The organism is Rhodoluna sp., assembly GCF_024641065.1.
In the GTDB taxonomy this organism is placed as follows: Bacteria; Actinomycetota; Actinomycetes; order Actinomycetales; family Microbacteriaceae; genus Rhodoluna.
The window spans coordinates 23,997-50,931 of sequence record NZ_JAHEDV010000007.1 but is presented as its reverse complement, the minus strand read 5'-3'; the positions used below and the strand labels follow the sequence as shown (position 1 = coordinate 50,931).

The window sequence follows — 26,935 nt, the reverse complement described above, 5'->3', positions numbered from 1 at the left end:
CTCTGCTTATCCGAGCAAGCTCGGACAACCAAGAGGTTCTTGGTATCGACATTGTGCACGCTGTTGAGTTCTCAAGGATCGGATGCACCTGGGAGTCTGTATCACTACTCGCCTCCAGGGCAACTTCACTAACTTACCATAAAACCGAGACTTGTCAAACCTGACACGAAACGAATTTTGGAAGCTCGTTCCAGAGACAATAAAAGGCCTAGACCTATAAGGTTTCTGGGGTTTTGTGCTCTTGAGCCGGAGTTCTAAGCAGAACATTCCAAGCTTTGGGCAACAGGTAAAACATTACGCATTGGTAACGAAAAAGTCAACTCCAATTTGCCCTGTGTTTTTTGAAACTTCGAAACACCCTTCGTGATCATCGCTCTAGGCCCGGCTGCACCCTCACATCCTAGGAATTCAGGTGCTATTGGCATTCGTTGGCTCTAAGTCGAACCGGTGGGCTAGCTGGTTAATAGACTTGGGGCATGGCTATCAAACTTGCAACAGTAAATGTGAACGGCATCCGTGCTGCCTTTAGAAAAGGCATGGCTGAATGGGTGAACAGTTCTGGGGCCGACATCATCGCCCTTCAAGAGGTTCGCGCCGAAACCAAGGATCTAGCCGACCTATTTGCTGAGACTGGCGAATGGCACATTCTGCATGATGCCGCGAGCGCTAAGGGCCGTGCCGGGGCTGCGCTGGTTAGCAAGGTTGCCGCAACTGCCACCAGAACCGACTTTGGCTCGGATGATTTTGATTCAGCTGGTCGCTGGCTAGAGGCAGATTATGACTTTGATGGCAAGAAACTGACTGTAGTGAGCACCTATGTGCACTCTGGTGAGGTTGACACCCCAAAGCAGGTGGAGAAATACAAGTTCTTAGATGCCATGGTCGCTCGCATGGCAGAACTGAAAGCATCAGGAGCCGATGTAGTTATTGTTGGCGATCTGAATGTTGGTCACACCGAATTGGACATCAAGAACTGGAAGGGCAATCTGAAGAATGCCGGGTTCTTGCCAGAAGAGCGCGCTTATTTCGACACCATGATGAACGACCAGGGCTGGGTGGATGTTGGTCGCGCAGCTCATCCGGGAATTGCTGGACCTTATACCTGGTGGTCTTATCGTGGCCAAGCCTTTGACACCGATGCGGGTTGGCGAATTGACTACCACCTGGCAACCCCTGGGCTCGCAGCAAAAGCCGAAAATTATCAAGTTCACCGCGCTGCCTCATATGACACCCGCTGGACCGACCACACTCCGGTAGTGGTTGACTACGCAATTTAGGATTAGGACATGACTAAGCCAAACCTTCTCAGCGGCATGCAGCCTTCTGCCGGTTCACTTCACCTGGGCAACTATCTGGGTGCTTTGGTGAACTGGACGAAGATGCAGGACGACTACAACGCCTTTTATTGTGTAGTCGATTTGCACGCGATCACCGTTCCTCAGGAACCGGCTCAGTTGCGTCAGAACACTCGAATCACCGCGGCACAGTATCTTGCTGCCGGAATCAACGAGAACAAGTCGGCTCTGTTTGTGCAGTCGCATGTTCCTGCCCACGCTCAACTGGCTTGGGTCTTGATGACCCTTACTGGTTTTGGCGAAGCTGGTCGAATGACACAGTTCAAGGACAAGTCACAAAAGGCTGGGGCAGACGCAGCATCCGTGGGTTTGTTCACTTACCCGGTTTTGCAGGCAGCAGACATTCTTCTTTATCAACCAAAGGCTGTGCCAGTTGGCGAGGATCAGCGTCAGCACCTAGAGCTGACCCGCGATTTGGCTAACCGATTCAATTCAAGATTCGGCGAAACATTTGTGATTCCGGAGGCTGTGATTTTGAAAGAAACAGCCAAGATTTATGACTTGCAAAACCCTGAAGCCAAGATGTCTAAGTCTGGCGACCCAAAGGGTCTGGTGAACATCATGGATGAAAGCTCTTTGATCGCTAAGAAAATCAAGAGTGCGGTAACCGACCTGGATGGCGTGGTGCGTTTTGACCGCGAGAACAAGCCGGGAGTCTCAAACCTTCTGGGCATTCACTCGGCAATTAGCGGCCAAAGTGTCGAATCATTGACCGCGCACTTTGAAGGTCAGGGCTACGGGGCGTTAAAAACCGAGGTACTCGAAGTTGTACTTGGTGCCATCGAACCAATTCGCGACCGCGCGAACGAACTTTTGGCTGACCCAGCCGAGCTGGATCGACTATTGGCCAAGGGCGCAGCTAAAGCCAATGAGCAGGCTGAAAAGACGCTGGGAATTGTCTATGACCGAATTGGGTTTATACCTGCAAGGCGTTAGCCTTGACACAGCAGTAAATCGGTGACGCAAGTCACCACAAGCAACAAAGTTCTTCGGGGTCAGTGAAAATCTGAGCCGGCGGTTAAAGTCCGCGACCCGACGCATCAGCCATTCAGTTGGTAAGCGAGGCCTAGTTTCTAGGATGAGTGAGGCGGCGGTTGAGCTGGTGAAATTCCAGCACCGACGGTTAAAGTCCGGATGGGAGAAGAACGATGCGTTGGCGTTTTTGCGTCAACGTCATTTTCTCAACCCCGAGGTTCGTTCACTTTAGACGAAGACCCGGGTGTATGGATCAGAAAACGCAATTCGAAGCAGCGATGAATCGCGCCTTCGAGCTAGCTGCGCAAAGCCCAGCATTTGGAGTGAACCCACAGGTGGGCGCAGTCATCCTTGATGCATCAGGGCAAATTGTTGCCGAGGGATATCACCGTGGCGCTGGTACAGCCCACGCAGAAGTTGACGCCCTTGCAAACCTGAAGGCGGCAGGCATTTCTGCAGCCGGACTAACCGCTGTAGTAACCCTAGAACCCTGCAACCACACCGGAAAAACCGGCCCTTGCTCGCAAGCGCTAATCGCTGCCGGAATTGGAAGAGTTGTGTTTGCGGCCAGCGACCCTGGTGAAAAGTCAAAGGGTGGAGCACAAACCCTGGCCGATGCGGGAATTGAAGTCTTGGCTGGAGTGCAGGCCGTGCGCGGTTTTGATTTGATCAAGCCTTGGGTTGTGAACACCTTTTTGAAGCGCCCCTATGTTTTGCTCAAGTGGGCCAGCAGCATTGATGGTCGTTCAGCTGCGCCTGATGGCAGCAGCAAGTGGATTACCGGCCCAGAAGCTAGAGCAGATGTGCACCTGCGTCGTTCAAAAGCTGATGCGATTTTGGTTGGTACTGGAACCGTGCTTGCTGACGACCCGGAGCTAACCGCTCGCCAGGAGGATGGCTCACTATATGCAGACCAGCCGCTGAGAGTTGTAGTTGGTGAAAGCAAGCTTGAAGCAACTGCCCGAGTTTTTAATCGTGACGCAAAAACGGTTCACTTCGAAACCCGAGACATGAATCTGGTTTTGTCTGAGCTGTTCAGCCGCGGCATTCGCAGCCTATTTATTGAAGGCGGCCCAACGGTAGCAACCCAATTTGTCAACCTAGGTCTAGTAGACGAGTACCTTGTCTATCTGGCTCCGATGTTGATTGGTGGACCGAAGACTTCCATCAAGCAATTAGACGTGGCGACCATGAGCGAGGCTCAGCAACTTGAATTTATCCAAGTGGAAAAACTTGGGAAAGATCTGTTTATCCGTGCATTACCGAGGGAGAAATAATGTTCACCGGAATTATCGAAGAACTTGGCGCTGTGGACTCAATCGAACAACTGCCTGACGCTATTCGCCTTAAGATTCGAGGCCCACTTGTGGTTTCAGATGTGAAGCGTGGCGACTCAATTGCAGTGAATGGCACCTGCCTAACTGCGGTTGAATTTGATGCAGAAACCTTCACCGCGGATGTGATGCAAGAGACTTTGCGCCTAACTAGCCTTGACGCAATCAAGGCTGGTGACCCGGTAAATCTGGAACGCGCGATGACTGCAGCAACCCGCTTTGGTGGCCACGTAGTTCAGGGGCACGTTGATGGCGTAGGCCAAATTATTTCTCGACAGCCTTCTGAAAACTGGGAATGGGTGCGAGTTCAGGTTCCGACTGAACTGATGAAGTATGTGGTACTCAAAGGCTCGATAACCATCGATGGCGTCTCACTAACCGTCAATGAAGTTGGCGATGACTGGCTTGGTCTGAGCTTGATTCCAGAGACCCTGGCTCTAACCACACTTGGATCAAAGAAACCTGGCGACAAGGTAAATGTCGAAGCTGATGTGATGGCAAAACACATCGAGCGCCTTCTAGAAGCGAGAAACATTTAATGGCACTAGCAACTATCGAACAAGCACTTGACGCGCTTCGCGCAGGTAAGCCGATCTTGGTGGCTGACGATGAGAACCGCGAAAATGAAGGCGACGCAGTTATGGCCGCTGAGTTTGCGACCCCTGAATGGATTGCCTGGATGATTAGAAGAACTTCTGGTTATCTTTGTGCACCAATGACCGAGCAAATTGCTAACCGTCTTGATTTGCCGCTCATGGCTAAATCAAACCAGGACCGTCTTCGCACTCAATACACGATTTCAGTGGACGTAGCAGCGGGTACAACAACTGGAATTAGTGCTGGAGATCGCGCGTTGACACTGCAGGCCCTAGCTGACCCAGCCACTGAACCTGGAGACCTACTCAGACCGGGTCACATTATTCCGCTGCGTGCGCACCACGAAGGTGTGTTGGCTAGACCTGGCCACACCGAAGCAACCGTTGACCTTTTGAAGCTAGCTGGGCTAAACCCTGTTGGCGTCATCGGCGAAATGACCGAAACCGATGGCACCATGACCCGCCTGCCGCGCCTTCTAGAAATTGGCACAGAAGAGGGCATCCCAGTAATTACTATCGCCCAATTGGTTGAATACCGTCAGGGTGAAATTGAGTTTTCGGCGGAGCGACCGAACAACCGAATTCGCCTAGAGGCCGAGGCAAAACTGCCGACCACCCACGGTGAATTCAAAGTGCGCGGCTACTACGACATCAAAACCACTGCTGATCACGTTGCAATCATTTCGGGCAACCCTACCGGCGACGACGTGCTGGTTCGCATGCACAGCGAGTGCATCACTGGTGAGGCTTTTGGCTCATTGAAGTGTGAATGTGGCCCGCAGCTAGATTTTGCCTTGGATGAGATTGCCCGAGACCCACGCGGTGGCGTAGTGATTTATCTGCGAGGCCAAGAAGGCCGAGGCATCGGCCTGCTGAACAAACTCAAGGCCTACGCTTTGCAAGACACCGGGCTAGACACCGTGGATGCGAACCTTGCGCTCGGACTACCGAGCGAAAATCGTGAGTACGGTGCCGCAGTTGCAATTTTGCGCGATCTGGGCGTTAGCAGCGTTCGCCTGATGACCAACAACCCGGCGAAGAGCGGCTACCTAGTTGCCGCAGGAATTCCGGTGAACTCTTATGTGCCGGTGATCGTCGGAAAAGCTGACGAAAACGAGCAATATTTAGAAACCAAACGTGCCCGCATGGGACACCTTATTCCGGAGGTAAAAGAATGAGTGGAGCGGGAGCCCCAAAACTAGCAATCGACGCATCAGGTCTTCAGATTGCGATTGTTGTAACCAGTTGGCATGACCAAATTACCGGTGGTTTGCTTGCCGGTGCCGAACGCGCGCTGAAAGCCGCCGGCAACGACACCTACGAGATTTGGCGAGTCCCCGGCGCATTTGAGCTTCCGCTGGGAGCACAAAAGGCAATCGATGCCGGTGCGGATGCTGTCATCGCACTGGGTGTCGTTATTCAGGGAGAAACCCCACACTTTGATTACGTCTGCAGCGCTGCGACCGATGGACTGAACCGAGTGCAACTTGACAGTGGCGTTCCGGTTGGCTTTGGGCTCTTGACCGTGGATAACGAGCAGCAGGCACTTGACCGTGCAGGCCTTGAAGGCTCAAAAGAAGACAAGGGTGCCGAGGCTGTAGAAGCAGCGGTCTTGATGGCTAGACTCTAAAATATGGAAATTCTAGAAATCATTATTCGCATCACCTTGGTGTTGCACCTGCTTGGCTTTGCCTCGATTATGTCTGGCACACTAAGCCAAACCAAGAACTTCAAAACTGGAGCACCAGTTACCTCGGCCGTGATTCACGGCGCCTGGTTGTCGCTGCTCACCGGCGTGGTTCTTACTGGTCTGGTCTATGCAGCTGATGAGACCGTGAACAATCTCGTGATCTCAATCAAGGGTCTCGGAATTATCGGTATCTTCTTCATCGCCTACACCTTCTCGAAGAAGGAAACCGCACCTAAGTGGGCTGTTCCAACTATCTTGCTTTTGACCGTGGTTAATCTTTCGATTGCAGTAATCACTGGAGTAACAGTCGAGTAATTAGATGACTCGAAAGGGGCTCGCGCGATAGCGCGGGCCCCTTTTTTCATTTGTGGAATGGGTAAACCGTCATAATATGTTGCTTATACGCAACAAAACGGAAGGGGGCCGAATGATTGAACTTGCCGTTCACCAAGAACCAATTGAAATATGGATTGAAAACGTTTCGCAAGATCTTTTGCGCATTCACGTTTCAATGCGCGAAACGAAAACAAACTTGCGGCGCACCCTGACCGACTTAGGCGTTGATCACGAGGTTGCTATTGAGGCCATGGACATTTGGTCACGAGATGACCTATCCAGGAGCTTTGAAGTTGAGGGCGAACTGCTAATCGTCAAGCTGAAAAGCTAGGACATCTTCATCAGAAGGTGCGATTACACCCAAGCCAATCAAAAGTGAGTGCGGAGAACATCCAAGGGCGTCACATAAAGCCGGGATTACTCGCACCGAAGGGCTCTGCTGCTGGCGGAAGTACCGTGAGAGATTTCCCTTATGGATACCGGTTTTATCCTGAAGCTCATCAAAGGTTTCAATTTCTCGGGCCAGCATTTGCTCGCGAAGCCAAGAACTAGATTCTTCAGGGCCAAAAATTTCCATTGATTCATCCAAGCTATGAGGGGTATCGCTACAAGTTCAAATCTACCCGCTTGTGGATAACCATCAGCGATTTGCTGGAAAAGTAATGATTTCGAAATTGAACGCCCGCCGAAAACCGGGGGGCGATCGACGGGCGTCCTTAAAGCGCTGAAACCCATTGGGGAATGGGGAAGTATTCAGCGCCATTAGAAAGGTTAAGTAATTTGTTGCTTATTCACAACAAATTAATGGCAACTTCTTTTCGCCCTTAGCGCATAAAGAGGGCTGTGAGTCGCTTGGTTGTGAAGACCAAACCAACCACGATCATGACAGCAAAGTAAAGAATGTGCCCGAACAGTTCAGGACCAATGGTGCCGAGCGTGAATGCACGTTCGAGTTGAATTGCATGCCAAAGTGGCATCGCCTGAATAAGGGCCTGCAACCACTCTGGGTAGACGCTCAGTGGGTAAAAAGTGCCCGAAAACAAGAACATCGGCAACATGAAGAAGTTCACGTAGTTCATCTGGTGGAAGGACTTCAAATATGAGGTCACAGCCATACCCACCGATGAAAAACCAAAGGCGATCAAAACAGCACCTGGGATGGCCAGTAAGCCCCACCAACTTGGGATCAAGCCAAGTGGCCACATGATGAACATGAAGCTGATCGCATACATGGCACCACGAACCAGCGCCCAAGCAATTTCACCAAGGGCTACATCCAATGGCCCAAGCGAGGTTGCAAGCATGCTCTCGTAAAGCTTGGCGAAGTGCATTTTGAAATAGACATTCCAGGTGCTGTCAAAAATTGCGCCATTCATCGCCGAGGTCGCTAAAAGCGCTGGTGCGATATAAGCCGCAAAAGTTACTTCTTTGCCTGACCCATCGGTAATTCCGCCAACCAGTGCGCCTAAACCGAACCCAAATGCAAGCAAGAAGAACAGTGGCTCTAAGAAGCCGGTTGCCACAGCCACCAGATTGCTGGTTCGAAGAGCAAAGAATCCACGCTGAAGCACCACTCTGCTTCGCCCAGAGTAAACACCGGCAAGCGCATTCTTCTGTCGTCGTTCTGCGTTGGCAACCGCGGCCGTCACGGCGCTATTTACGAAACTCATGCTGACAACCTCTTGGCGAATTTTGGATAGGCGATAGCCAGGCCCACTACAGCCCAAAGCGCCAAGTAGGCGATGTGAACGACCAGGACCCACGGCTCAATGCTGTGCCCATAGCTGATGGCACGTGAGAGATCTGTTGCGTGCCAAAGCGGAGAGATCCAGCCAAACCACTGGAGATAGATCGGAGTGGTTTCGATTGGATAAAAGGTGCCCGAGAACATGAACATTGGAAAGATGATCAGACGCTGCACGACCTCCATAAAAGAACCGTTTTCGCTGGCATATCCCGCCATTCCGACCATCACGCAGCTGTAGGCCATTGCAGCCAGGATTGCCGTCACGTACATTGGCAACATATTGGCAAGCGTGATGCCGCCGAAACCGAGCAGCACAAGTTCATAGATTGCAGTAGTGATCAAGGTTCTAATCAACGCGGCGGTCAAAACTCCGTGAACAATATCTCGCGAGCTCACCGGAGTTGAATTGACTGCAAAGAAACCTTTATCCCAAATAAAACCCTGCATTACCGGAAACACGGTTTCATCCTGGGCACCTTGGATAGCAGCAGACGCAAGCAGGGCTGGAGCTAGAAAAGTTAGGTAAGGAACCCCGTCGACTCCGGCACCGCCGGAATTGGCATCAACCAGTGCGCCGATTCCTAGGCCAATCGAAAATAAATACAAAATTGGGTTGCCGATGCCAAAGATTAGAATCGCCGTAGCCCACTTGCGCATGTGACGCACGCGGTATTCCGCTAAATACCACCAGGCAAACCGGCGATTTTTATCAGAATTTACAAGGACCCTAGAGCCCTGCCAAGCGCTGGCGTGTACTGCCTTTTCAACGCTCACGTTACTCAACCAGCGTTCTACCGGTTAGTCGCAAGAAGACATCTTCGAGTGAGCTACGTCGAACCAAAGAAGTCAGCGGTTCAAGCCCGAGTTTGTGAATCTTGGCCAATTCAGCTTCGCCATCTTCTGCATAAACCAAGATTCGGTCTGGCAACACCTCGATGCGATCGCCCAAGCCGCGAATCTGCTCGGCTACTTCGGCATTCTTGCTTGAACCAAAGCGAACCTCGAGCACCTCGCGGCTCGAATATGACCGGATGAGTTCAGCAGGTGAACCCTCGGCCATGATTTTGCCTTTGTCCATGACGATTAGTCGATCACACAGCTGTTCGGCTTCATCCATGTAGTGAGTCGTGATTACCAGGGTCACGCCCTGTTCTTTCAAACGGAACAGGCGATCCCAAAGAATGTGCCGGGCCTGCGGGTCTAGACCGGTGGTTGGCTCATCTAGCATGAAGATTTCTGGTTCGTTCACGAGTGCGCGCGCGATGGTTAGTCGGCGCTTCATTCCACCCGAGAGTTCTTCAGATTTTGACTTGGCTTTATCGGCAAGTTGAGCGAACTCAAGAAGGTCTTGAACCTTAGTTTTCAAAAATTTGCGACTCAGGCCAAAGTAGCGACCATAGACATAGAGGTTCTCTGAGACGGTCAGTTCGCGGTCGAGGTTGTCTTGCTGCGGAACAACACCCAGGTGCGCACGAATTTCTGGCCCACGCTTATTTGGGTCAAGTCCCAGAATTTCTAGACCACCCGAGGTGCGTTGTGACACCGATGCAATCATTTTCATGGTGGTCGACTTACCAGCACCGTTTGGCCCGAGTAGTCCAAAAGATTCGCCACGTCTAATCTCGAAGTTGATTCCGTCAACAGCAATGAAATCACCGTATGACTTGGTGAGATCAGTGGCTTTGATCATGATTTCTTCTGACAAGGCAGTTCCTAACTCGTCTTCAATTTCGCTTCGGGGCAGCCCTTCAGACTAGCACTGATAGCCTATAAAACGTGCCTGCAAACCCGCCATCCAAAGTCAAACTCGGCAATACCCGAGTGACCGGCAAAGAGCAGTACTACACACCATTCAACCTTGCGACTGCGCTCATGGTTGAAGTGCAAGCTGTGGTGGCAGACCTTCGCAACAGAAGCGTCCTCGAGCCCGCCGGAGGCACCGGGGCATTCATCAAAGCCGCTGAAAAAGCTGGCGCCAAGAGTGTGATTTCGTTCGACATTGAGCCCAAGCATCCATCCGTGGTGAAGTTTGATTTCTTAGACGCTGTTGTTGAGGTGCAAGACGCCGTAACGATTTCAAACCCGCCTTTTGGCAGAAATAACTCGCTATCGATTCCGTTCTTCAACAAAGCAGCTGACCATTCAGAGTTCATCTGTTTCATAGTTCCGAGATCTTGGCGCAAGTGGTCAGTGATTAATCGCCTTGACCGAAGATTTCACCTGGTTGCCGATCATGACATTCAAATTGACTACGAAGATGAACAAGGTGCAAAGCTATCGCAGCGCACGAGCTTGGCAACCTGTTTTCAAATTTGGCAACGTCGAAGCGACTTGCGCCCATTGGTCAAAGTTGAGGACAAAGGCATCGTTTCGAAGGTTTCGCCGGCTGAGGCTGACGTAGCGCTCACAATTTTTGGCTTTGGCTGCGGTCGCGTGCACACTGAATTTGAGAGAAAACCCAATTCAACTCGGATGTTTTTGAAGCTCAACCATCCGCAGGCGCTTTCGGCGTTGCAAAACGCAAACTTCGCCAAGTTTTACCAAAACACGGCTTACACCCCGGCGCTTTCGCTACCAGAGATTAACTATCTGCTTAACGAGGCCATTTTGGGGAATCCACAATTAGAGAATCAAGGTTGAATTAGGCATGAGCATGAGATTCGGTGGCCGCGGAGCGCGCGGTGGTCAAAACCCAAACGACAACACTCCGAAGGCAAAATTCAAGCAACTGGTTCCTTACCTGCTCGAGCACAAACCTGCTCTGTGGACTGCAATGGCACTGTCGGTATTTGGAGCAGCAATTAGCCTCGCTCAACCACTTGTCGTTGGCCAGGTAATTACTGCGGTTCAGGAATCAAAACCAATGGGCGGCTTGGTTGCCCTATTGGTGGCAGTGATTCTGGGCAGCGCCATCACCGGCGGTTTGATGTATTACGTACTTTCAAAAGCCGGCGAAGGCGTTGTGCTATCGGCCCGGCAGAAACTTGCCAAGCGTTTGCTTAGATTGCCCATTCACGAATATGACCTTCGTCGCACCGGCGATTTGGTATCGCGGGTTGGTTCAGACACAACATTGCTTCGTGCAGTTCTAACCCAGGGTCTAGTTGATGCAGTTGGTGGCGTGCTGATTTTTGTAGGCTCGCTGATTGCCATGGCGATCATCGACCCGGTGTTGCTCGGGCTAACGCTTTTGATGGTTGTCTTTGCAATCATCTCGATCGTGATCACAGCGCGCCAGGTGCGCTCTGCCACCACAAAGGCCCAGCAAAGAGTGGGTGACATGGCAGCCGCGGTCGAACGCGCACTCTCAGCCGTGCGAACAATTCGTGCGGCCCGCGCTGAAAAGCGAGAGAGCGACCTCATTGTCACCGATGCCGCCGAGGCGTATAAGCAGGGCGTAAAGATTGCCAAAATCAATTCGATGATTACGCCAATCGCAGGCCTTGCCATGAACGGTGCCTTCATTGTTGTGCTCGGTGTTGGCGGCTACCGAGTCGCAACCGGCACAACTTCGGTAGCCAGCTTGGTCATGTTCATTCTCTTGATGTTCCAGATGATTCGCCCATTGGGTCAAGCATTCGGTGCCTATAGCTCGGTTCAATCTGGCTTAGGCGCACTTGCTCGCATCCAAGAGATTTTGGATCTACCACTCGAGGAATCAGAGCAAACCAAGACCGCATCTGCAAAAGCTGTAAATGACACGGCTATTGAATTTGCCAACGTTTCGTTCGGTTATGCGGCGCCGCCGGCCACTGCCGAGAACCCTCTGCCTGAAAGTCGCGAGGTCTTGCAAAACGTAAGCTTCGAAATCAAACGTGGTTCACGGGTTGCGTTGGTTGGGCCATCTGGTTCGGGCAAGTCGACCGTTTTCTCGCTCATCGAGAGATTCTATGAACCTAGCGGTGGGCAGATTTTGCTCGATGGGCAGAAGGTTACCGACATCAGCCGCGAGGCGCTCAGATCGCAAATTGGCTATGTTGAACAAGATGCACCGGTGCTTGCCGGCTCAATTCGCGCCAACCTAACCATTGGTTCGCCAGATGCCACGGATGAACAGCTAACCGCCGTTTTGGCCGAGGTGAACTTGACCGAGGTTTTGGAACGCGATAGCCGTGGTCTTGATGCAGAGGTTGGCGAAAATGGAATCATGCTTTCTGGCGGCGAGCGTCAGCGATTAGCGATTGCACGAGCGCTGTTGGCTGCCCCACCAATTCTGCTGCTAGACGAATCGACTTCGGCTCTTGACGGATTGAACGAACAAAAAATGCGCGAGGCCATCGACTCGGTTGCAAAAAACAGAACTTTGCTGGTCATTGCCCACCGACTTTCGACAGTTGTAGACAGCGATCAAATTATTGTTTTGGAGAATGGCCAAGTTGTTGGAGTTGGAACTCACAGCGAGTTGGTTGCAAGCACTCCGCTCTATAAAAAACTAGCCAAGCAGCAATTGTTGGTTTAGCGAGAAGCCGCGTCAACCACGTTTTTGACCAACATGGCTCGAGTCATCGGGCCGACACCGCCAGGGTTTGGCGATAGCCAACCAGCAACCTCAGCAACACGAGGGTCAACATCTCCAACCAAACGAGCCTTGTCATCTGCTGAAGTTGCCTCAACGCGAGTAATTCCAACATCTAGAACGGCAGCGCCGGGTTTGATCCACTCAGGTTGAACAAAGTGAGCGACTCCGAGTGCAGCAATCACGATGTCGGCACGCTTAACTGCGTGTTCAAGATCGCGGCTGGCTGAGTGCAAAAGCGTGACTGTTGAATCGATTCCCTTGCGAGTCATTAGCAAGCCAAGCGGGCGACCAACGGTCACACCGCGACCGATTACGGCAACTTCAGCTCCGCGAGTTGGCACCTCGTAGCGATTCAGCAACTCAACGATGCCGGCCGGCGTGCAGGGCAATGGAGAATTAAGCTCGCCAGAGACTCCGAGCACCAATCGACCAAGGTTGGTCGGGTGAAGGCCATCCGCGTCTTTATTTGGGTCAATAAGCTCAAGCATCTCGTTGGTGTCGATGCCAAAAGGCAAAGGCAACTGAACGATGTAACCGGTAACGTCGCGGGCCTGGTTTAGATCGCGCAATGCTGCACGAACATCATTTGCCGAAGCCGAGGCTGGCAAATCAACTCGAATGGAGTGAATGCCGACCTCTGCGCAGTCGCGGTGTTTACCGGCAACATACGAGTGCGAACCTGGGTCATCGCCAACTAAAAGTGTTCCTAGGCCTGGAGTGATGCCTAGTTGCTTTAGCCCGATTACCCGCTCAGCAAGCTCAGCCTTGATGGCCTTTGCAGTTGCTAAACCGTCAAGTTTGATAGCAGTCACGGTGATTACCTAGACCTGACTACCAGTTCTCAAGGCCGCTGTATAGCGGGAATGCCTCGGTTAGCTTGCGAGTGCGAGCACGAAGTGCCTCGATGTCTGGGTTTGGCACCAAAACGCCTGCAATGATCTCGGCAACTTCGGTGAATTCTGCAGCACCGAAACCACGAGTGGCAAGAGCCGGAGTACCAATACGAACACCTGAGGTAACCATAGGTGGACGTGGGTCGTTAGGAACCGAGTTGCGGTTCACAGTGATGCCGACATCGTGAAGAAGGTCTTCAGTCTCTTGACCATTGATCGGTGCGTTGCGAAGGTCAACCAAGACCAGGTGAACCTGAGTGCCGCCGGTCAGAACCTGAACGCCATTTGCGGTTACATCAGCCTGCATCAAGCGATTAGCAATGATTGCAGCACCTTCAATAGTGCGCTTCTGACGGTCTTTGAATTCATCCGTGGCAGCTGCCTTGAAAGCAACAGCCTTTGCTGCGATCACGTGCATCAATGGACCACCCTGCTGGCCAGGGAAAACAGCTGAGTCAATTTTCTTGGCGTATTCAGCCTTGCAAAGAATCAGACCTGAGCGTGGGCCAGCAAGAGTCTTGTGAACGGTGGTTGAAACAACATCGGCAAAAGGAACTGGGCTTGGGTGCAGGCCAGCGGCAACAAGGCCAGCGAAGTGAGCCATGTCTACCCAAAGCTTGGCGCCAACCTCGTCGGCAATTTTGCGGAATTCGGCAAAGTCAAGGTGACGAGAGTAAGCGGACCAACCAGCGATGATTACGGCTGGCTTTACCTCGTGTGCGCGAGCACGAACGATGTCCATGTCGACAAGGTGGGTTTCTGGGTTTAGCTCATAAGCGTGAGCTTCGTACATTTTGCCTGAGAAGTTGAGACGCATACCGTGGGTTAGGTGGCCACCGTGTGCAAGCTCTAGACCAAGGATGCGGTCGCCAGGGTTAGCCAAGGCCATCAAAACAGCCGCGTTGGCTGACGCGCCCGAGTGAGGCTGAACGTTTGCGTGCTCGGCACCGAAAAGGGCCTTAGCGCGGTCGCGGGCTAGGTTCTCGGCAACGTCAACGGCTTCGCAACCACCGTAGTAGCGCTTGCCAGGGTAACCCTCGGCATATTTGTTGGTTAGAACTGAACCCTGTGCCTCAAGAACACCGCGAGAAACAAAGTTTTCGCTGGCAATCATTTCGAGAGTGTGGCGCTGACGATCAAGTTCGGCTGCAAGAACTGCGGCGATCTCTGGGTCGGTTTCACTAAGTGGTGAGTTGAAAGTAGTTGGAAGCTGTGACATGAGTTAACCCCTTTATACAAGTAGTTTGTCTTGGCCCAGGCGCACGACCAAAATGTCTTCGCTCCATGATGGATACCCATCTTTAGCGCCAGTTGCGATACCTAAATCCTAACATTTTCAAGGCTCGGCGACTGAACAAGAAAGGCCCTTTGGCCTCAGGAGTATTACGCAAAACGAACACTAGACTGCAGGGAGGGGAAATCAAGCATAGGAAATAAAAAATGCAGCAACTACCGCTTCCAGTAATCATTGGAGCAGTGATGATCATCTCGGGGCTGATCTTGTCGGTTTGGGTTCTCGTGCAGATTGTCGCCGCTCGTAAACGCGGCGAAGACATCCTTGACTAAGCGTTCATCTTTTTAATCACGCGGTTAAACTACTTTTTATGACTGCTGCGACCACACACTGGGTTTTAACCCTCGTTTGCGAAGATAAGCCCGGAATCGTTCACGCCATTTCAGGTGCCATCGTCGCGGCTAACGGAAACATCACCGAATCTTCGCAGTTCACCTCAGATGACACCGGGCGCTTCTTCATGCGCTTGCAGATTGAGTCGGCAGTGCCGCGCGAACACTTTGAAAACCAAATTGCTCCGGTAGCCGAGCGCTACGGAATGATCTGGGAACTTGAAGAAGTTGGCCGCAAAATGAAGACCTTGGTTTTGGTCTCAAAGAGCGCTCACTGCTTGAATGACATCCTCTTTCGCCAGCGCAACGGCCAGTTGCCAATTGAGCTGCCAGCAGTATTCGGAAACCACGCCGAACTCGCTGAGATGGCCGAGTTTTACGGCATTCCGTTCGAAACTCACCCAATTACCTCGGATGGCGACAAGCGTGCATTCGAGGCGATGCTTCGTGACTTCATCAAATCGGCTGGTATCGAGCTGATTGTTTTGGCTCGCTACATGCAGGTGCTTTCACCTGAATTCTGTGCGGAGTTTGAAGGCAGAATTATCAACATTCACCACTCATTCTTGCCAGGGTTTAAGGGCGCTAACCCTTATGCCCAGGCTCACGCTCGCGGTGTGAAGTTGATTGGTGCCACCGCACACTTTGTGACAGCCGACCTTGACGAAGGCCCGATCATTGAGCAAAATGTAGTTCGCGTTGAGCACTCAGACTCAAAGAAGCGCTTGGTCTCAATTGGCCAAGATGTCGAGTCAAAGACCTTGACCCAGGCCGTTCGCTGGTTTGCTGAACGTCGCGTGTTGCTTGATGGCGACCGCACCATCATCTTCAGCTAAACACCAAACAACCTCACAATTCGGCGACGTCGAACTATCGATAGCAACTTCGCAATCACGACAGCTGCGATTCCGGCGAGCGCTGCGGCCACTGCCGAAAGCAGCCAGGTTTGAACCTGATCAAGAGTTGGCCAACTAAAGGTTGGTGAATCACTTGGTGCAAGCCCCGCCTCTATTTCAGTATCTGGGCCATTCGAATCATTACCCGAACCCTCGGGCACAAGCACCACTGCTTCAGAACCTGATTCTTGATTTGAGTTGGTTGAAAAGGGCCTTGACTCTGATTCAGCTTGCTCGCTGATTGGCATCGGCGATGATGAAGGTTCTGGGGCCGGCGATGAGGTCGGTTCTGGCTCAGGAACCGGTGTTGGGCTCGGTTCAACGGTTGGTTCAACGCTTGGTTCAACGGTTGGTTCTGGAGTTGGCTCGATCACAACCGGAATAGCCAACTTTGTGATCACTGGCGAAATAGTCTCACTCGTTGGGCCGGCGTTCAGAACGGCGTCGAACACAGCTCCTGATCTAAGGGCAAGGCTTATCTGCCCTACCTGGCAATCAATCACTTCAACAAGGTAATTGGTTCCTGCAGAAACCTCACTGAGGGTTAGTCGACATCCGAGTGATGTGCCCACAGAAACAAAGTCGTCATCGGCTAAACCGGTAATGGCCTCACTGAAACGCAGCTCGAAGCTTGCAATACTTTGGGTCTCAGTCTGCGCACTCGACCAGGTTGCTGTTGGCGCCGCAAGATCAAAAATTACGGTGGCAGAATGCACCGCAACAACAGGCCCGGAATTTTGAGCGACATCTGTCACCGACCCAGCCAATAAATTTACTTGAAGTGAATCAGTGCAATTTGAGACTGTGACAAAAACCAGATTGCCCTCGGCAACCAGCGCGTCAATTAGGCAACCGGCACCCACAATCTGTAGGTCAGATTCGGCTAGCCCAACTATTTGCTCACTAAATTGAATTTCGACCGTCACGGCAGCATGATTCGACGGCGAACTAGGAACAGTGACTGTTGCATTTGGTGCCAGCAAGTCAATTAGTACTGCTGAACTAGACACCAATTCAGCCGGGCCAAGATTGCCAGCTACATCGTTCACAGAGTTCGGGGCAAGATTCAGGTGCAACTGGGCTGCATCCGTGCAATTAGAAACTTGGATGTTGTAACTAGCCTGAGAACCACTCACCGAAGCTAGCTGACAACCAGCGCCGAGAACTTCAAAGTCGCTGCTAGCCAAGCCTGTGACCGGCTCAGAAAAAGTGACAACGAAATTCTGAAGACTTGAATTATTTGGTGAGCCCGGCGAGGCAATTGTTGCTGTGGGATTCGCGTAGTCGAGAGTGATCGAATCGGCAGTTACTGCAACGGCTGGTCCGGCCAAGACTCCCTGAACTGAGTTTGCCAACAGCGCGAGCGCGAGGGTTCCCGAACTGCAACCCGAGACTGCCACCGCATAAGTTGTGCCGCTGCCTGATACTGCTAGCTGACAAGCGGTTGCTGAGCCTGCAATTGTGAAATCTGCACTCGATAGGCCCGAAACAGATTCGCTGAACTGCAAATTGAATGTGACCGATGCTGCGTTCGAAACCTGCGATGCGGCTTGGAATGAGACCACCGAAGGTGGCATCTGGTAGCTGAGCATGGCTCGACCCGCGCCGGTGCGATAGGCGGCAGTGTTGGTAGAGCCAGAAACCAGGGTGGCATTGACCCAGGATGAGCCACCCCCTCCACCACCACCGTTAGAGCAGCAATTGTCGGCATCTCCGCCACCGCCACCGCCGCCGAAGTAGCCGCCACCGCCGCCGCCTCCACCAGAGTAGGCACTTGAGCCGCCGTTGCCGCCTTTGCCTGATGAACCAACGGTTGCGGCAGTTGCACCAACACCGGCGAATCCGGCCGATCCTCCGGCGGTTGCCGAACCACCTGTTCCGGCTCCACCCTGACCACCGACTCCGCTTGAACCGGTAACCCCACCGGCTGCTCCACCAACACCGCCGGTGACACCGGCTTGGCCACCTCCACCTCCGGCGACAGCAATTCGGTCTGCAAGCGCAATCGAAGATCTGATGTCGGTAGCGCCCCCTCCAGAACCCGCATCGGCACCACCGGTACCGGCGTTTCCGCCACCGTTGAATCCGCCGAGCGCGCCGCTCCCCCGAAGGCCTGCACCGCCAACATAGATGTACAGAGTGCTAGGGATGTTTGCCAGTGCACCGGTCACGCGGCCACCGAAGGCTGCCGCACTTGCGCCCTGTGCGCCAGCAAGATCGAAAGTCAGGTTTTTGGCTCCGACCGGTGGCGACCAGGAAAAGTAATCACCGGTGTAATCAAAAGTTACCGTGCAAGACGAACCAACGCACACCGGAGCTGGGGTGATTGACACGGCCCCGACGGGCTCGATAGCTAGCCCATTAAAAACTGCGGCAAGGATGGCGCTGCTGGCGATTAGTTTGGCCCAACGCTGCTGAACTGTGGTTTTCATTCCAGAAATGTAAAACTCCGGCAGGTTTCCCTGCCGGAGTTATCCACAGCCCTAAATTGCAGCCGGTTTTACACAGTTACTAGCCCAGGCGCGCCTGAAGGTTCTCAGCAATTGATGCCATGAACTCATCGGTGCTCTGGAATGCCTGACCCTTGCCAACAAGAGCAGCTAGGTCTTTGGTCATCTTGCCTGATTCAACAGTCTTGACGATTACATCTTCAAGAGTCTCAGCAAAGGTGCGAACTTCTGGAGTACCGTCAATCTCTGCACGAGCAATAAGCGCACGAGTCCAAGCAAAAATCGAAGCGATTGGGTTAGTCGAAGTTGACTTGCCTGCCTGCCACTCGCGGTAGTGACGAGTCACGGTACCGTGAGCTGCCTCAGCAAGAGTGGTTTTGCCATCTGGAGTGGTTAGAACTGAAGTCATTAGACCTAGTGAACCAAAGCCCTGGGCAACGGTGTCTGACTGAACGTCGCCGTCATAGTTCTTACAAGCCCAAACGTAGCCACCCTCCCACTTAAGTGCAGCGGCAACCATGTCGTCGATTAGGCGGTGTTCATAGGTGATGCCGGCAGCCTTGAATCGGTCTGCATACTCAGCGTCGAAGACTTCTTGGAAGGCATCCTTGAAAGCACCGTCGTAGGCCTTCAAGATGGTGTTCTTAGTTGAAAGGTAAACCGGGTAGTTGCGTGACAAACCGTAGTTGAAAGACGCACGAGCAAAGTCACGGATTGAGTCCATGTAGTTGTACATACCCATTGCAACACCACCGTGCTCTGGATAGTCAGCGATGGTCTGGGTTACAACTTCTCCGCCATCAGCTGGAGTCCAAGTGATAGTAACGCGGCCAGCTCCTGGAACCTTGAAGTCAGTTGCCTTGTACTGGTCACCGTGAGCGTGACGACCAATGATAATCGGCTTGGTCCAGCCTGGAACCAAACGAGGAACGTTTGAGATGATGATTGGCTCGCGGAATACAACACCATCAAGAATGTTGCGGATAGTTCCGTTAGGGGACTTCCACATCTTCTTTAGCTTGAACTCTTCAACGCGCGCTTCATCTGGGGTGATGGTTGCGCACTTAACGCCAACACCGTGCTGCTTGATTGCGTGTGCTGCGTCGATGGTTACCTGGTCGTCAGTAGCATCGCGGTTCTCGACCGAAAGGTCGTAGTACTCAAGGTCTACATCCAGGAATGGAAGGATCAGAGAGTCTTTGATGTTCTGCCAGATAATGCGGGTCATCTCGTCGCCATCGAGCTCGACAACCTTGCCTACTACCTTGATTTTTGCCATGTGGCGCTCCTGTTTTTCGAAGTTTTGTGACCAGCGAGCCAGTCTTCTTCTAGCCTATCGGTTTGGGCTAGGCTGAACCGCATGAAACGACTAGCCCTCATGCTTGTGGCCGTTCTGGCCCTCACCGGCTGCGCTCCTGCAGCACCAAGAGCCCCTCACCAAGGTGAAGTGGGCGTGCAACTTTTCATGTGGAATTGGAATTCGATTGCCAAGGAGTGCACCGATTATCTCGGGCCAGCCGGTATCGATTGGGTTGAGACCTCTCCCCCTCAAGAACACGTGACGGGCAGCGAGTGGTGGATTCACTATCAGGCGGCCAGCTACAAGCTTGAATCTCGACTCGGCACCAAGGCTGAGTACCAAAACATGATCGACACCTGCAAGGAAGCCGGGGTTGGAATTGTCGCCGACGCATTGGTGAACCACATGACCGGCCGTGACAGTGGCACCGGTTGGGCTGGCAGTGAATTCACGAAGTATGAGTATCCGGGCATTTATACCAGCAGCGATTTTCATCACTGCGACAACACCTCGGATGGCCAAATTCAGGATTACAGCGACCTTGAGCAAGTGACCAATTGTGAGCTGGTTGGCCTAGCCGATCTCGATACCGCGAGCCCTAAGGTACAAAAAACCATCGTTGCCTACCTGCAAGAGCTGCTAGATATGGGAGTCATCGGGTTCAGATTTGACGCTGCCAAGCACATCTACAGCGGCGACCTAAAGGCGATTATTGGGCAACTGCCTAAGGACACCTGGATTCTTCAGGAGGTTATCCGAGGCGGAGCAAATGAACCGACGAAACCTGAGTACTACACCAGCTGGGGAGATGTTTTTGAATTCGGCATCACTCACGATTACAGCAACATGGTTGGCAGCGGGGTAATGAGCAGCCTGGTTTCAGAGACTCGCGTTGAAGGTTATGTGCCAAGTGCTTCAGGAATTTCATTTATCTCGAACCATGACACCGAACGCAACGGGTCTTCGTTGAGCTGGAAGAAGAACGCGAAGAAATTTGAAATCGGCACTGCCATGATGCTGGCCGACCCTTATGGCAAGGCCATGTTGTATTCGGGTTATGCCTTCACCAGTTTTGATGACGGACCAAACACCGACGAATCGGGTCGGGTTCTAGATGTTCAGTGCGTAGATTCGCCGTCTGCAGCAATTGAAAAATATGCCGATGGCGATTGGATCTGCCAGCACCGCTGGGCTTCAACAGCTGCCATGATTCAATTTCGCGATGTCGTTGGCGACGCACCGATGACTGACACCAAGAAGGGTTCGGGAATTGTTGGTTGGGGTCGCGGAGACCGCGGCTATATATTCGTGAACCTCTCGAAGAAGCCATATGCCGACAAGCCGCTCAAGACTTCAATGGCCGCTGGCACCTACTGCGACGTATTCTCGGGCGGGCCTAACGCCCTAAAAGATGGCAAGTGTGCTGGCCTTGAAATTGAGGTAGCCGGGGATGGAACCATTAGTTACCAGGCACCAGCCGGAACAATGTTTGCGATTCACAAAGGCTCTAAAAAGTAGAAACTGAAATGTTTGAAGCCCCGCAGGTCAACTGCGGGGCTTCAAACTTAACTAAAGGTCTTTTAGTGGAAGAAGTGGCGTTCGCCAGTGAAGTACATGGTGACTCCGGCAGCCTCAGCCGCAGCAATTACCTCTTCATCACGAACTGACCCGCCCGGCTGAACTACTGCGCGCACGCCAGCATCCAAGAGAATTTGGAGGCCATCTGCGAAAGGGAAGAACGCGTCAGAAGCAGCAACTGCGCCGCGTGAGCGAGAAGATGCGCGCTCTACAGCCAGCTTGCAAGAGTCAACACGGTTGACCTGACCCATGCCAACACCAACCGAGGCACCGTCACGAGCAAGCAAAATTCCGTTTGACTTCACGGCGCGGCAGGCGCGCCACGCGAACTCTAGGTCGGCCATGGTCGCTGCGTCGGCCTTCTTGCCGGTTACTAGCTTCCATCCTTGAGATGAGAACTTAGAGAACTCATCGGGCTGCTGAACCAAGATGCCGCCAGAGATTTGACGGAACTCGAGCTCTTCGCGTGAGTAGTTTGCCGGCAGCTCGAGAACACGAAGGTTCTTCTTTTCGAGCAGAATCGCAAGCGCCTCGATTTCGTAACCCGGGGCAATGATTACCTCGGTGAAGATTCCGGCAACCTGCTTGGCCATGGTCACGGTTACAACGCGGTTTGACGCTATGACGCCACCGAAGGCTGAAACCGAGTCACACATGTGAGCTTTGGCGTGTGCGTCGGCAATCACATCTGCGCTGTTAGGGTCGCCAACTGCGATGCCACAAGGGTTAGCGTGCTTGATGATTGCAACAGCTGGCTCGTTGAAGTCGTAGGCTGCGCGCAAAGCGGCATCGGCGTCAACGTAGTTGTTATAAGACATCTCTTTGCCACCAAATTGGCGTGCCTGAGCGATGCCCGCGACCGAACCTTCACCGGTGGTGCGATAGATTGCGGCTGCCTGGTGAGAGTTTTCGCCATAACGAAGCACGTTTTCAAGTTGGGCCTCAACCTTGAATGAGGTCTCGAAGCCAGGGTTTGCGTTCTCTACCTGTGCGCTCTGACCAGCAGCGCGCTTCCAGTCGCCTTCAAGCTCGGCAGCAAACCAAGCAGCAACAGCAGCGTCGTACTTTGCAGTGTGTGAGAACGCAGCCAAAGCCAATTCGCGACGCTGAGCGAGGGTGGTTCCACCCTGAGCAACTGCTGCGATTACATCCGAGTATTTTGCTGGGTCAACAACAATTGCAACGTTCGCGTGGTTCTTTGCCGAGGCACGAACCATTGCTGGGCCACCGATGTCGATCTGCTCGACAACTGCGTCACCCTTTGCACCAGACTGAACGGTCTGAACGAATGGGTAAAGGTTCACGACCACAAGCTGGAACGCCTCGATACCAAGTTCGTTTAGCTGCGATTCGTGAGCGATCAATCGCATGTCAGCCAACAAACCACCGTGGATGCTTGGGTGCAAGGTTTTTACGCGACCGTCAAGCGACTCTGGGAAACCAGTGATTTGTGAAACCTCGGTAACCGGAATTCCTGCTGCAGAAAGGGCAGCAAAGGTACCGCCAGTAGAAACGATGTCTACGCCGGCCTCGGCTAGCGAGGTAGCAAGTTCAAGAAGACCAGTTTTGTCAGAAACCGAAAGCAATGCGCGCTTAATTGCTACGCGGTCGCGGTGACGGTAATCGGCTGGTTTGTGGTCGTTGTGTGCGGCCAAGGCAGTGCCCTCCAGTTAATTGGTTAGTGAAGCTAGGTGAATGTTTTTTGCTGCAATGTCTTTGACGGTTGCAACCAAAAGTTCGCGCTCAACAGATTTGATTCGCTCGTGCAAATCATGTTCATTGTCGTCGGTCTGCACCTCGACCTCGCGCTGCGCAATGTGAGGCCCGGTGTCAACACCCTCATCAACCACATGGATAGTCACACCGGTGGTTTTTACGCCGGCCTCAAGTGCATCGCGAACAGCGTGGGCACCTGGGAAAGCTGGCAAGAGCGATGGGTGAGTGTTAATCAGGTTCGGCGACATCGCCTGCACAAAATTGCTTGGCAGAATTCGCATGAAGCCGGCCAAGACAACAAGGTCTGGCTTGAAGTGGTTGATGTTGGCAAGCAACATGTCTGCCCAAGCCTCGCGAGAGTCAAATGCCTGAGGTGAAACCACAAAAGTTGGAATGCCAAAACGTTCTGCGTGGGCTAGACCATCAGCTGGGTTATCAGAACCCACAGCCAAAACTCGTGCTCCGTAAAGTGGGTTGTCGGCGGCTTCGAGCAGGGCTAAAAGATTTGAACCAGAACCTGAGATAAGCACGACGACTGAGAGCATTGCTCTAGTTTACCTTGTGCTTTCGGCTCAACAGAGGGTGATCCGGAGCATCTGGCCGAGCGCTATAAAAGGCTGCAAGCGTTGAAACCAATGCAACTTCAATGAAAGTTACCAGCGCAAGCATCCATGGATTTATACCCACGGTCACCAGGCGACCAGGGCCAACCGAGCCCGAAGCAAGTGCTGCGAGAATGCCCATTTCTAGTGCTGCAACCAGGCCAACCGAAATGCCTAGCGAGATAGCCGCCGACAAAGGAGATGCGAATTCAAATCGAATCTCGGCAGCATGTTTGCGAACCAAGATGGTGGCAACGAAGGCGGCAACTAATGGGACCAGAATGGCCACCATGCCAAAGTCATTCGCTCCCACCGGCAGAGCTGCGGTGATTGGGAGCGCCGGAAGCGGGCCGACAACAGTTCCGAGTGGGCTGATGGTTGAGCCTGTGCCGACTGAAAAGCCAACTCCGGTGAGCCAACTTGCACCGAAGATAACTACGTTTGGCAAGAACGCCAGCTGGCCGAGAGTGATGATTACCCCGCCAAGAAAACTTACGTGAAGCCCCTCATAAAGTCGGGTGAACTGAACCCAGTTGAAACCGATCAGCAAGGCAATCAAGATCGAAGAAGCGGCAAGCATTATTGCTGTGACGCCTGTTCCTGCTCTTAGCGCCGGGGAGAAAAGCGCACGCACAGCCCAATTGAAACGATCAAAGCGATAAGCCGCATACTGTCGAATCCACAAGCGTTCAGCTGGCTCAACCAGAGGCCCATCGCCGGAATATTCCAATCGGCCGACTACCGAACCAAGAACCATGAATAACGTAAAGAAGGCAGGCGGAAAGAACGTGCCCTCCCAGGCCACCGGAAAAATTGCAACGTCATACGAAGAAGTAGTGATAAGCAGCGACATCAACCCGTAGGCAATTACAGCTGCCGACCAGCCAGGCCACAATTGGCCTGCTGCGGTAAGGCGACGACCCAACCTGAATGCCATAGCGGCGATTATGACGCTTAGGCCAAGTGGCAAAATTCCGATACTAAAAGCCGGAGATTCGAAACTCAGAACCGTCGCCGCCGGAACGCTTAGGTGCGCACCTTGGGCAAGCAACCAAATGTCGGTAGCCGCACGATATGGAACCAGCCAGGTGATGCTCGGATCGTTCTCAAATAACCAAACGATAGTTAGCGGAGCCAGCGAAATGAAGACGCCAATGGCGGCAATGATGGTGGCCTCGAGGGCCGCCATCAAAAACGTAAGACGACGATTCACTTAACTGGGCTCCCCCACGAGCCTCGTTTAGAGACTCGCGTAAACCTCACGCATTAGCGCTGCGGTCTCGCTAGGGGTCTTGCCTACCTTTACGCCAGCAGCTTCGAAAGCTTCTTTCTTAGCCTGTGCTGTACCTGCAGAACCTGAAACGATAGCACCCGCGTGACCCATGGTCTTGCCTTCTGGAGCGGTAAAACCAGCAACATAGGCAACAACCGGCTTGGTCACGTTTGCCTTGATGTAAGCAGCGGCCTTCTCTTCAGAGTCGCCACCGATTTCACCAATTAGAACGATTGCCTTGGTCTCTGGGTCTGCCTCAAAAGCAGCCAGCGCATCGATGTGGGTGGTGCCAATTACTGGGTCTCCGCCGATACCGATTGCGGTTGACATGCCGATGTCACGAAGTTCAAACATCATCTGGTAAGTCAGGGTTCCTGACTTCGAAACTAGACCGATTGGGCCGGCGCCGGTGATGTCAGACGGGGTGATTCCGGCGTTTGATTTTCCTGGGCTGATGATGCCCGGGCAGTTAGGGCCGATGAGGCGGGTCTTTAGACCCTTGTCAACGTTGTAGGCCCAGGCCTCAGCAGAGTCGTGAACTGGAATGCCTTCGGTGATAGCAACTGCCAATGGAATCTCAGCGTCAATAGCCTCGATCATGGCAGCCTTAGCGAAGGCAGGTGGAACAAAGATCACGGTGACGTTAGCGCCGGTAGCCGACATAGCTTCGGCAACAGAGCCAAAGACTGGCAACTGCTTGCCTTCAACGTCAACGGTTTCGCCAGCCTTGCGCGGGTTCACACCACCGACGATGTTTGAACCGCCAAGCAGCATGCGGCGGGTGTGCTTCATGCCCTCAGAGCCAGTCATGCCCTGAACAATGATTCGCGAGTTCTCGTCTAGAAAAATAGCCATTTCTTTATTTCCTTCTCGCGCTTAGCGGTTTGCGAATTCTGCGGCCTTGTCGGCAGCTTCATCCATGGTGTCGACAACGGTCACAAGCGGGTGTGATGCTTGTTCAAGGATGTAGCGGCCCTCAAGAACGTTGTTGCCGTCAAGGCGAACAACTAGCGGCTTGGTTGCTTTGTCGCCGAGAGTCTTTAGTGCGCCGACGATGCCGTTTGCAACAGCGTCACAAGCAGTGATGCCACCGAAGACGTTCACGAAAACGCTCTTTACCTGAGGGTCGTTCAAAATAACGTCTAGGCCAGCAGCCATGACCTCTGCTGAAGCGCCACCACCAATGTCAAGGAAGTTTGCTGGCTTTACGCCACCGTGACGCTCACCCGCATAGGCAACTACGTCAAGGGTCGACATAACCAAACCAGCACCGTTACCAATGATTCCAACTTCGCCGTCGAGCTTGACGTAGTTGAGGTCCATAGCCTTAGCCTTGGCCTCAAGCGGGTCAAGTTCGTCTCGCTCCATTGATTCGCGCTCGTGGCGGAACTCGGCGTTGTCGTCTAGCGACACCTTGCCATCAAGAGCGATGATCTGGCCATCGGTGGTTAGAACTAGAGGGTTTACCTCAACCAAAGTGGTGTCTTCTTTTACGAAGACTTCGTAAAGCTTCACGAACACTGGAGCAACCTTGGCAGCTAGTTCGTCATCGAAGCCACCCTGCTTGGCGATGTCGAGTGCCTTTGCGAGGTCGATGCCCTTGGTAGCGTCAACAGGAACTTTAGCTAGTGCTTCAGGACGCTCTTCGGCTAGCTGCTCAATCTCCATGCCGCCCTCAACGCTGCAAAGCGATAGGAAGGTGCGGTTTGATCGATCAAGAAGAACTGAGAAATAGAATTCCTGGGCGATTGAGGCGCCTTGGGCCACCATCACGCGCTTTACTACGTGGCCCTTGATGTCTAGACCAAAGATGTTCTTTGAAAGCTCTTTTGCTTCTTCAGGTGACTTTGCCACCTTGACGCCACCGGCTTTGCCGCGGCCACCGGCCTTAACCTGAGCCTTGACGACTACTACGCCGCCAATCTTGGCAGCAGCTGCCTCGACCTCTTCAGGAGTGTCTGCGGTAAGACCCTGCAGAACTGGAACGCCGTAGGCCTCGAACATGTCGCGTGCCTGATACTCGAATAAATCCACTGTGATTTCCGTTCA

The 26,935-nt window shown here is 52.9% G+C and carries 26 protein-coding genes and 2 riboswitches; of the genes, 13 read left to right on the top strand and 13 right to left on the bottom strand.

Going from position 1 to position 26,935, the window contains the following annotated elements:
* The first annotated feature begins 476 nt into the window (after window positions 1-476).
* From Q0L26_RS05330 to Q0L26_RS05295, 8 genes are all read left to right on the top strand, one after another.
* A complete protein-coding gene (locus Q0L26_RS05330; protein WP_296648415.1) occupies window positions 477-1,277 on the top strand; it encodes an exodeoxyribonuclease III in 801 nt (266 codons plus the stop codon).
* Between the two features lie 9 nt (window positions 1,278-1,286).
* Window positions 1,287-2,291 carry a tryptophan--tRNA ligase gene (gene trpS / locus Q0L26_RS05325; protein ID WP_296648413.1) on the top strand — a complete coding sequence of 335 codons (1,005 nt, stop codon included), beginning with the start codon at window positions 1,287-1,289 and terminating at the stop codon, window positions 2,289-2,291.
* Window positions 2,292-2,336: 45 nt separating this feature from the next.
* A riboswitch (FMN riboswitch) is annotated at window positions 2,337-2,505 on the top strand.
* A gap of 73 nt (window positions 2,506-2,578) precedes the next feature.
* A complete protein-coding gene (gene ribD / locus Q0L26_RS05320) occupies window positions 2,579-3,607 on the top strand; it encodes a bifunctional diaminohydroxyphosphoribosylaminopyrimidine deaminase/5-amino-6-(5-phosphoribosylamino)uracil reductase RibD (RefSeq protein WP_296648410.1) in 1,029 nt (342 codons plus the stop codon).
* Window positions 3,607-4,203 carry a riboflavin synthase gene (locus tag Q0L26_RS05315; RefSeq protein ID WP_296648409.1) on the top strand — a complete coding sequence of 199 codons (597 nt, stop codon included), beginning with the start codon at window positions 3,607-3,609 and terminating at the stop codon, window positions 4,201-4,203. The genes ribD and Q0L26_RS05315 overlap by 1 nt, the downstream gene beginning before the upstream one ends.
* Window positions 4,203-5,438 (top strand): 3,4-dihydroxy-2-butanone-4-phosphate synthase, encoded by a 1,236-nt coding sequence (gene ribB / locus Q0L26_RS05310; protein WP_296648405.1) that lies wholly within the window; start codon window positions 4,203-4,205, stop codon window positions 5,436-5,438. Before Q0L26_RS05315 ends, ribB begins: the two co-directional genes overlap by 1 nt.
* Window positions 5,435-5,890 carry a 6,7-dimethyl-8-ribityllumazine synthase gene (ribH, locus tag Q0L26_RS05305; RefSeq protein WP_296648402.1) on the top strand — a complete coding sequence of 152 codons (456 nt, stop codon included), beginning with the start codon at window positions 5,435-5,437 and terminating at the stop codon, window positions 5,888-5,890. The genes ribB and ribH overlap by 4 nt, the downstream gene beginning before the upstream one ends.
* Before the next feature lie 3 nt (window positions 5,891-5,893).
* A complete protein-coding gene (locus Q0L26_RS05300) occupies window positions 5,894-6,265 on the top strand; it encodes a hypothetical protein (RefSeq protein WP_296648400.1) in 372 nt (123 codons plus the stop codon).
* 112 nt (window positions 6,266-6,377) lie between these two features.
* Window positions 6,378-6,617 carry a hypothetical protein gene (locus Q0L26_RS05295; protein WP_296648397.1) on the top strand — a complete coding sequence of 80 codons (240 nt, stop codon included), beginning with the start codon at window positions 6,378-6,380 and terminating at the stop codon, window positions 6,615-6,617.
* Here Q0L26_RS05295 and Q0L26_RS05290 read toward each other — a convergent pair.
* The 4 genes from Q0L26_RS05290 to Q0L26_RS05275 all read right to left on the bottom strand — a co-directional run bounded on the left by Q0L26_RS05290 (window position 6,594) and on the right by Q0L26_RS05275 (window position 9,723).
* Window positions 6,594-6,863, bottom strand: coding sequence for a helix-turn-helix transcriptional regulator (locus Q0L26_RS05290; RefSeq protein ID WP_296648395.1), 270 nt, complete (start codon window positions 6,861-6,863; stop codon window positions 6,594-6,596). The two genes, Q0L26_RS05295 and Q0L26_RS05290, sit on opposite strands and share 24 nt — an antisense overlap.
* A gap of 247 nt (window positions 6,864-7,110) precedes the next feature.
* A complete protein-coding gene (locus tag Q0L26_RS05285) occupies window positions 7,111-7,956 on the bottom strand; it encodes an ABC transporter permease (RefSeq protein WP_296648393.1) in 846 nt (281 codons plus the stop codon).
* Entirely contained in the window at window positions 7,953-8,807 is an 855-nt protein-coding gene (locus Q0L26_RS05280; protein WP_296648390.1) for an ABC transporter permease, read from the bottom strand. Before Q0L26_RS05280 ends, Q0L26_RS05285 begins: the two co-directional genes overlap by 4 nt.
* 1 nt (window position 8,808) lies before the next feature.
* Window positions 8,809-9,723 (bottom strand): ATP-binding cassette domain-containing protein, encoded by a 915-nt coding sequence (locus Q0L26_RS05275; protein WP_296648418.1) that lies wholly within the window; start codon window positions 9,721-9,723, stop codon window positions 8,809-8,811.
* A gap of 86 nt (window positions 9,724-9,809) precedes the next feature.
* Between Q0L26_RS05275 and Q0L26_RS05270 the strand changes: the two genes are divergently transcribed.
* On the top strand, window positions 9,810-10,673 hold the full coding sequence (locus Q0L26_RS05270; protein ID WP_296648388.1) for a hypothetical protein: 864 nt from the start codon (window positions 9,810-9,812) through the stop codon (window positions 10,671-10,673).
* A 7-nt stretch (window positions 10,674-10,680) separates the two neighbouring features.
* Window positions 10,681-12,492: an ABC transporter ATP-binding protein gene (locus tag Q0L26_RS05265; protein ID WP_296648385.1), complete on the top strand. Its 1,812-nt coding sequence runs from the start codon at window positions 10,681-10,683 to the stop codon at window positions 12,490-12,492.
* On the opposite strand, the gene Q0L26_RS05260 is transcribed toward Q0L26_RS05265, so the two are convergent.
* Both Q0L26_RS05260 and glyA read right to left on the bottom strand, forming a co-directional pair.
* Window positions 12,489-13,364: a bifunctional methylenetetrahydrofolate dehydrogenase/methenyltetrahydrofolate cyclohydrolase gene (locus Q0L26_RS05260; protein ID WP_296648382.1), complete on the bottom strand. Its 876-nt coding sequence runs from the start codon at window positions 13,362-13,364 to the stop codon at window positions 12,489-12,491. The two genes, Q0L26_RS05265 and Q0L26_RS05260, sit on opposite strands and share 4 nt — an antisense overlap.
* A 19-nt stretch (window positions 13,365-13,383) precedes the next feature.
* Window positions 13,384-14,664 carry a serine hydroxymethyltransferase gene (gene glyA / locus Q0L26_RS05255; RefSeq protein WP_296648380.1) on the bottom strand — a complete coding sequence of 427 codons (1,281 nt, stop codon included), beginning with the start codon at window positions 14,662-14,664 and terminating at the stop codon, window positions 13,384-13,386.
* 26 nt (window positions 14,665-14,690) lie between these two features.
* Window positions 14,691-14,770, bottom strand: a riboswitch (ZMP/ZTP riboswitch).
* 115 nt (window positions 14,771-14,885) lie between these two features.
* Between glyA and Q0L26_RS05250 the strand changes: the two genes are divergently transcribed.
* On the top strand, window positions 14,886-15,011 hold the full coding sequence (locus Q0L26_RS05250) for a hypothetical protein (protein ID WP_296648378.1): 126 nt from the start codon (window positions 14,886-14,888) through the stop codon (window positions 15,009-15,011).
* A 38-nt stretch (window positions 15,012-15,049) separates the two neighbouring features.
* Window positions 15,050-15,907, top strand: a complete 858-nt coding sequence (gene purU / locus Q0L26_RS05245) for a formyltetrahydrofolate deformylase (RefSeq protein ID WP_296648375.1) — start codon at window positions 15,050-15,052, stop codon at window positions 15,905-15,907.
* Here the strand turns inward: purU and Q0L26_RS05240 are convergent.
* Together Q0L26_RS05240 and Q0L26_RS05235 are read right to left on the bottom strand one after the other, a co-directional pair.
* Window positions 15,904-18,399, bottom strand: coding sequence for a glycine-rich protein (locus Q0L26_RS05240; protein ID WP_296648373.1), 2,496 nt, complete (start codon window positions 18,397-18,399; stop codon window positions 15,904-15,906). The two genes, purU and Q0L26_RS05240, sit on opposite strands and share 4 nt — an antisense overlap.
* A 79-nt stretch (window positions 18,400-18,478) precedes the next feature.
* Window positions 18,479-19,696, bottom strand: a complete 1,218-nt coding sequence (locus Q0L26_RS05235) for an NADP-dependent isocitrate dehydrogenase (protein ID WP_296648371.1) — start codon at window positions 19,694-19,696, stop codon at window positions 18,479-18,481.
* A gap of 81 nt (window positions 19,697-19,777) precedes the next feature.
* Between Q0L26_RS05235 and Q0L26_RS05230 the strand changes: the two genes are divergently transcribed.
* Window positions 19,778-21,235 (top strand): alpha-amylase family protein, encoded by a 1,458-nt coding sequence (locus Q0L26_RS05230; RefSeq protein WP_296648368.1) that lies wholly within the window; start codon window positions 19,778-19,780, stop codon window positions 21,233-21,235.
* 62 nt (window positions 21,236-21,297) lie between these two features.
* On the opposite strand, the gene purH is transcribed toward Q0L26_RS05230, so the two are convergent.
* Genes purH through sucC form a run of 5 tightly spaced genes read right to left on the bottom strand, consistent with a single transcriptional unit; the run spans window position 21,298 to window position 26,920 of the window.
* Window positions 21,298-22,950, bottom strand: a complete 1,653-nt coding sequence (gene purH, locus Q0L26_RS05225; protein WP_296648366.1) for a bifunctional phosphoribosylaminoimidazolecarboxamide formyltransferase/IMP cyclohydrolase — start codon at window positions 22,948-22,950, stop codon at window positions 21,298-21,300.
* 15 nt (window positions 22,951-22,965) lie between these two features.
* On the bottom strand, window positions 22,966-23,556 hold the full coding sequence (gene purN / locus Q0L26_RS05220) for a phosphoribosylglycinamide formyltransferase (protein WP_296648363.1): 591 nt from the start codon (window positions 23,554-23,556) through the stop codon (window positions 22,966-22,968).
* 4 nt (window positions 23,557-23,560) lie between these two features.
* Window positions 23,561-24,826 carry a DUF6350 family protein gene (locus tag Q0L26_RS05215; protein WP_296648360.1) on the bottom strand — a complete coding sequence of 422 codons (1,266 nt, stop codon included), beginning with the start codon at window positions 24,824-24,826 and terminating at the stop codon, window positions 23,561-23,563.
* A 27-nt stretch (window positions 24,827-24,853) separates the two neighbouring features.
* Window positions 24,854-25,741, bottom strand: a complete 888-nt coding sequence (gene sucD, locus Q0L26_RS05210) for a succinate--CoA ligase subunit alpha (protein ID WP_296648359.1) — start codon at window positions 25,739-25,741, stop codon at window positions 24,854-24,856.
* A gap of 21 nt (window positions 25,742-25,762) precedes the next feature.
* The gene (sucC, locus tag Q0L26_RS05205) at window positions 25,763-26,920 is read right to left on the bottom strand and encodes an ADP-forming succinate--CoA ligase subunit beta (protein WP_296648356.1); all 1,158 of its coding nucleotides are present in this window, start codon (window positions 26,918-26,920) and stop codon (window positions 25,763-25,765) included.
* Between the last annotated feature and the right edge of the window lie 15 nt (window positions 26,921-26,935).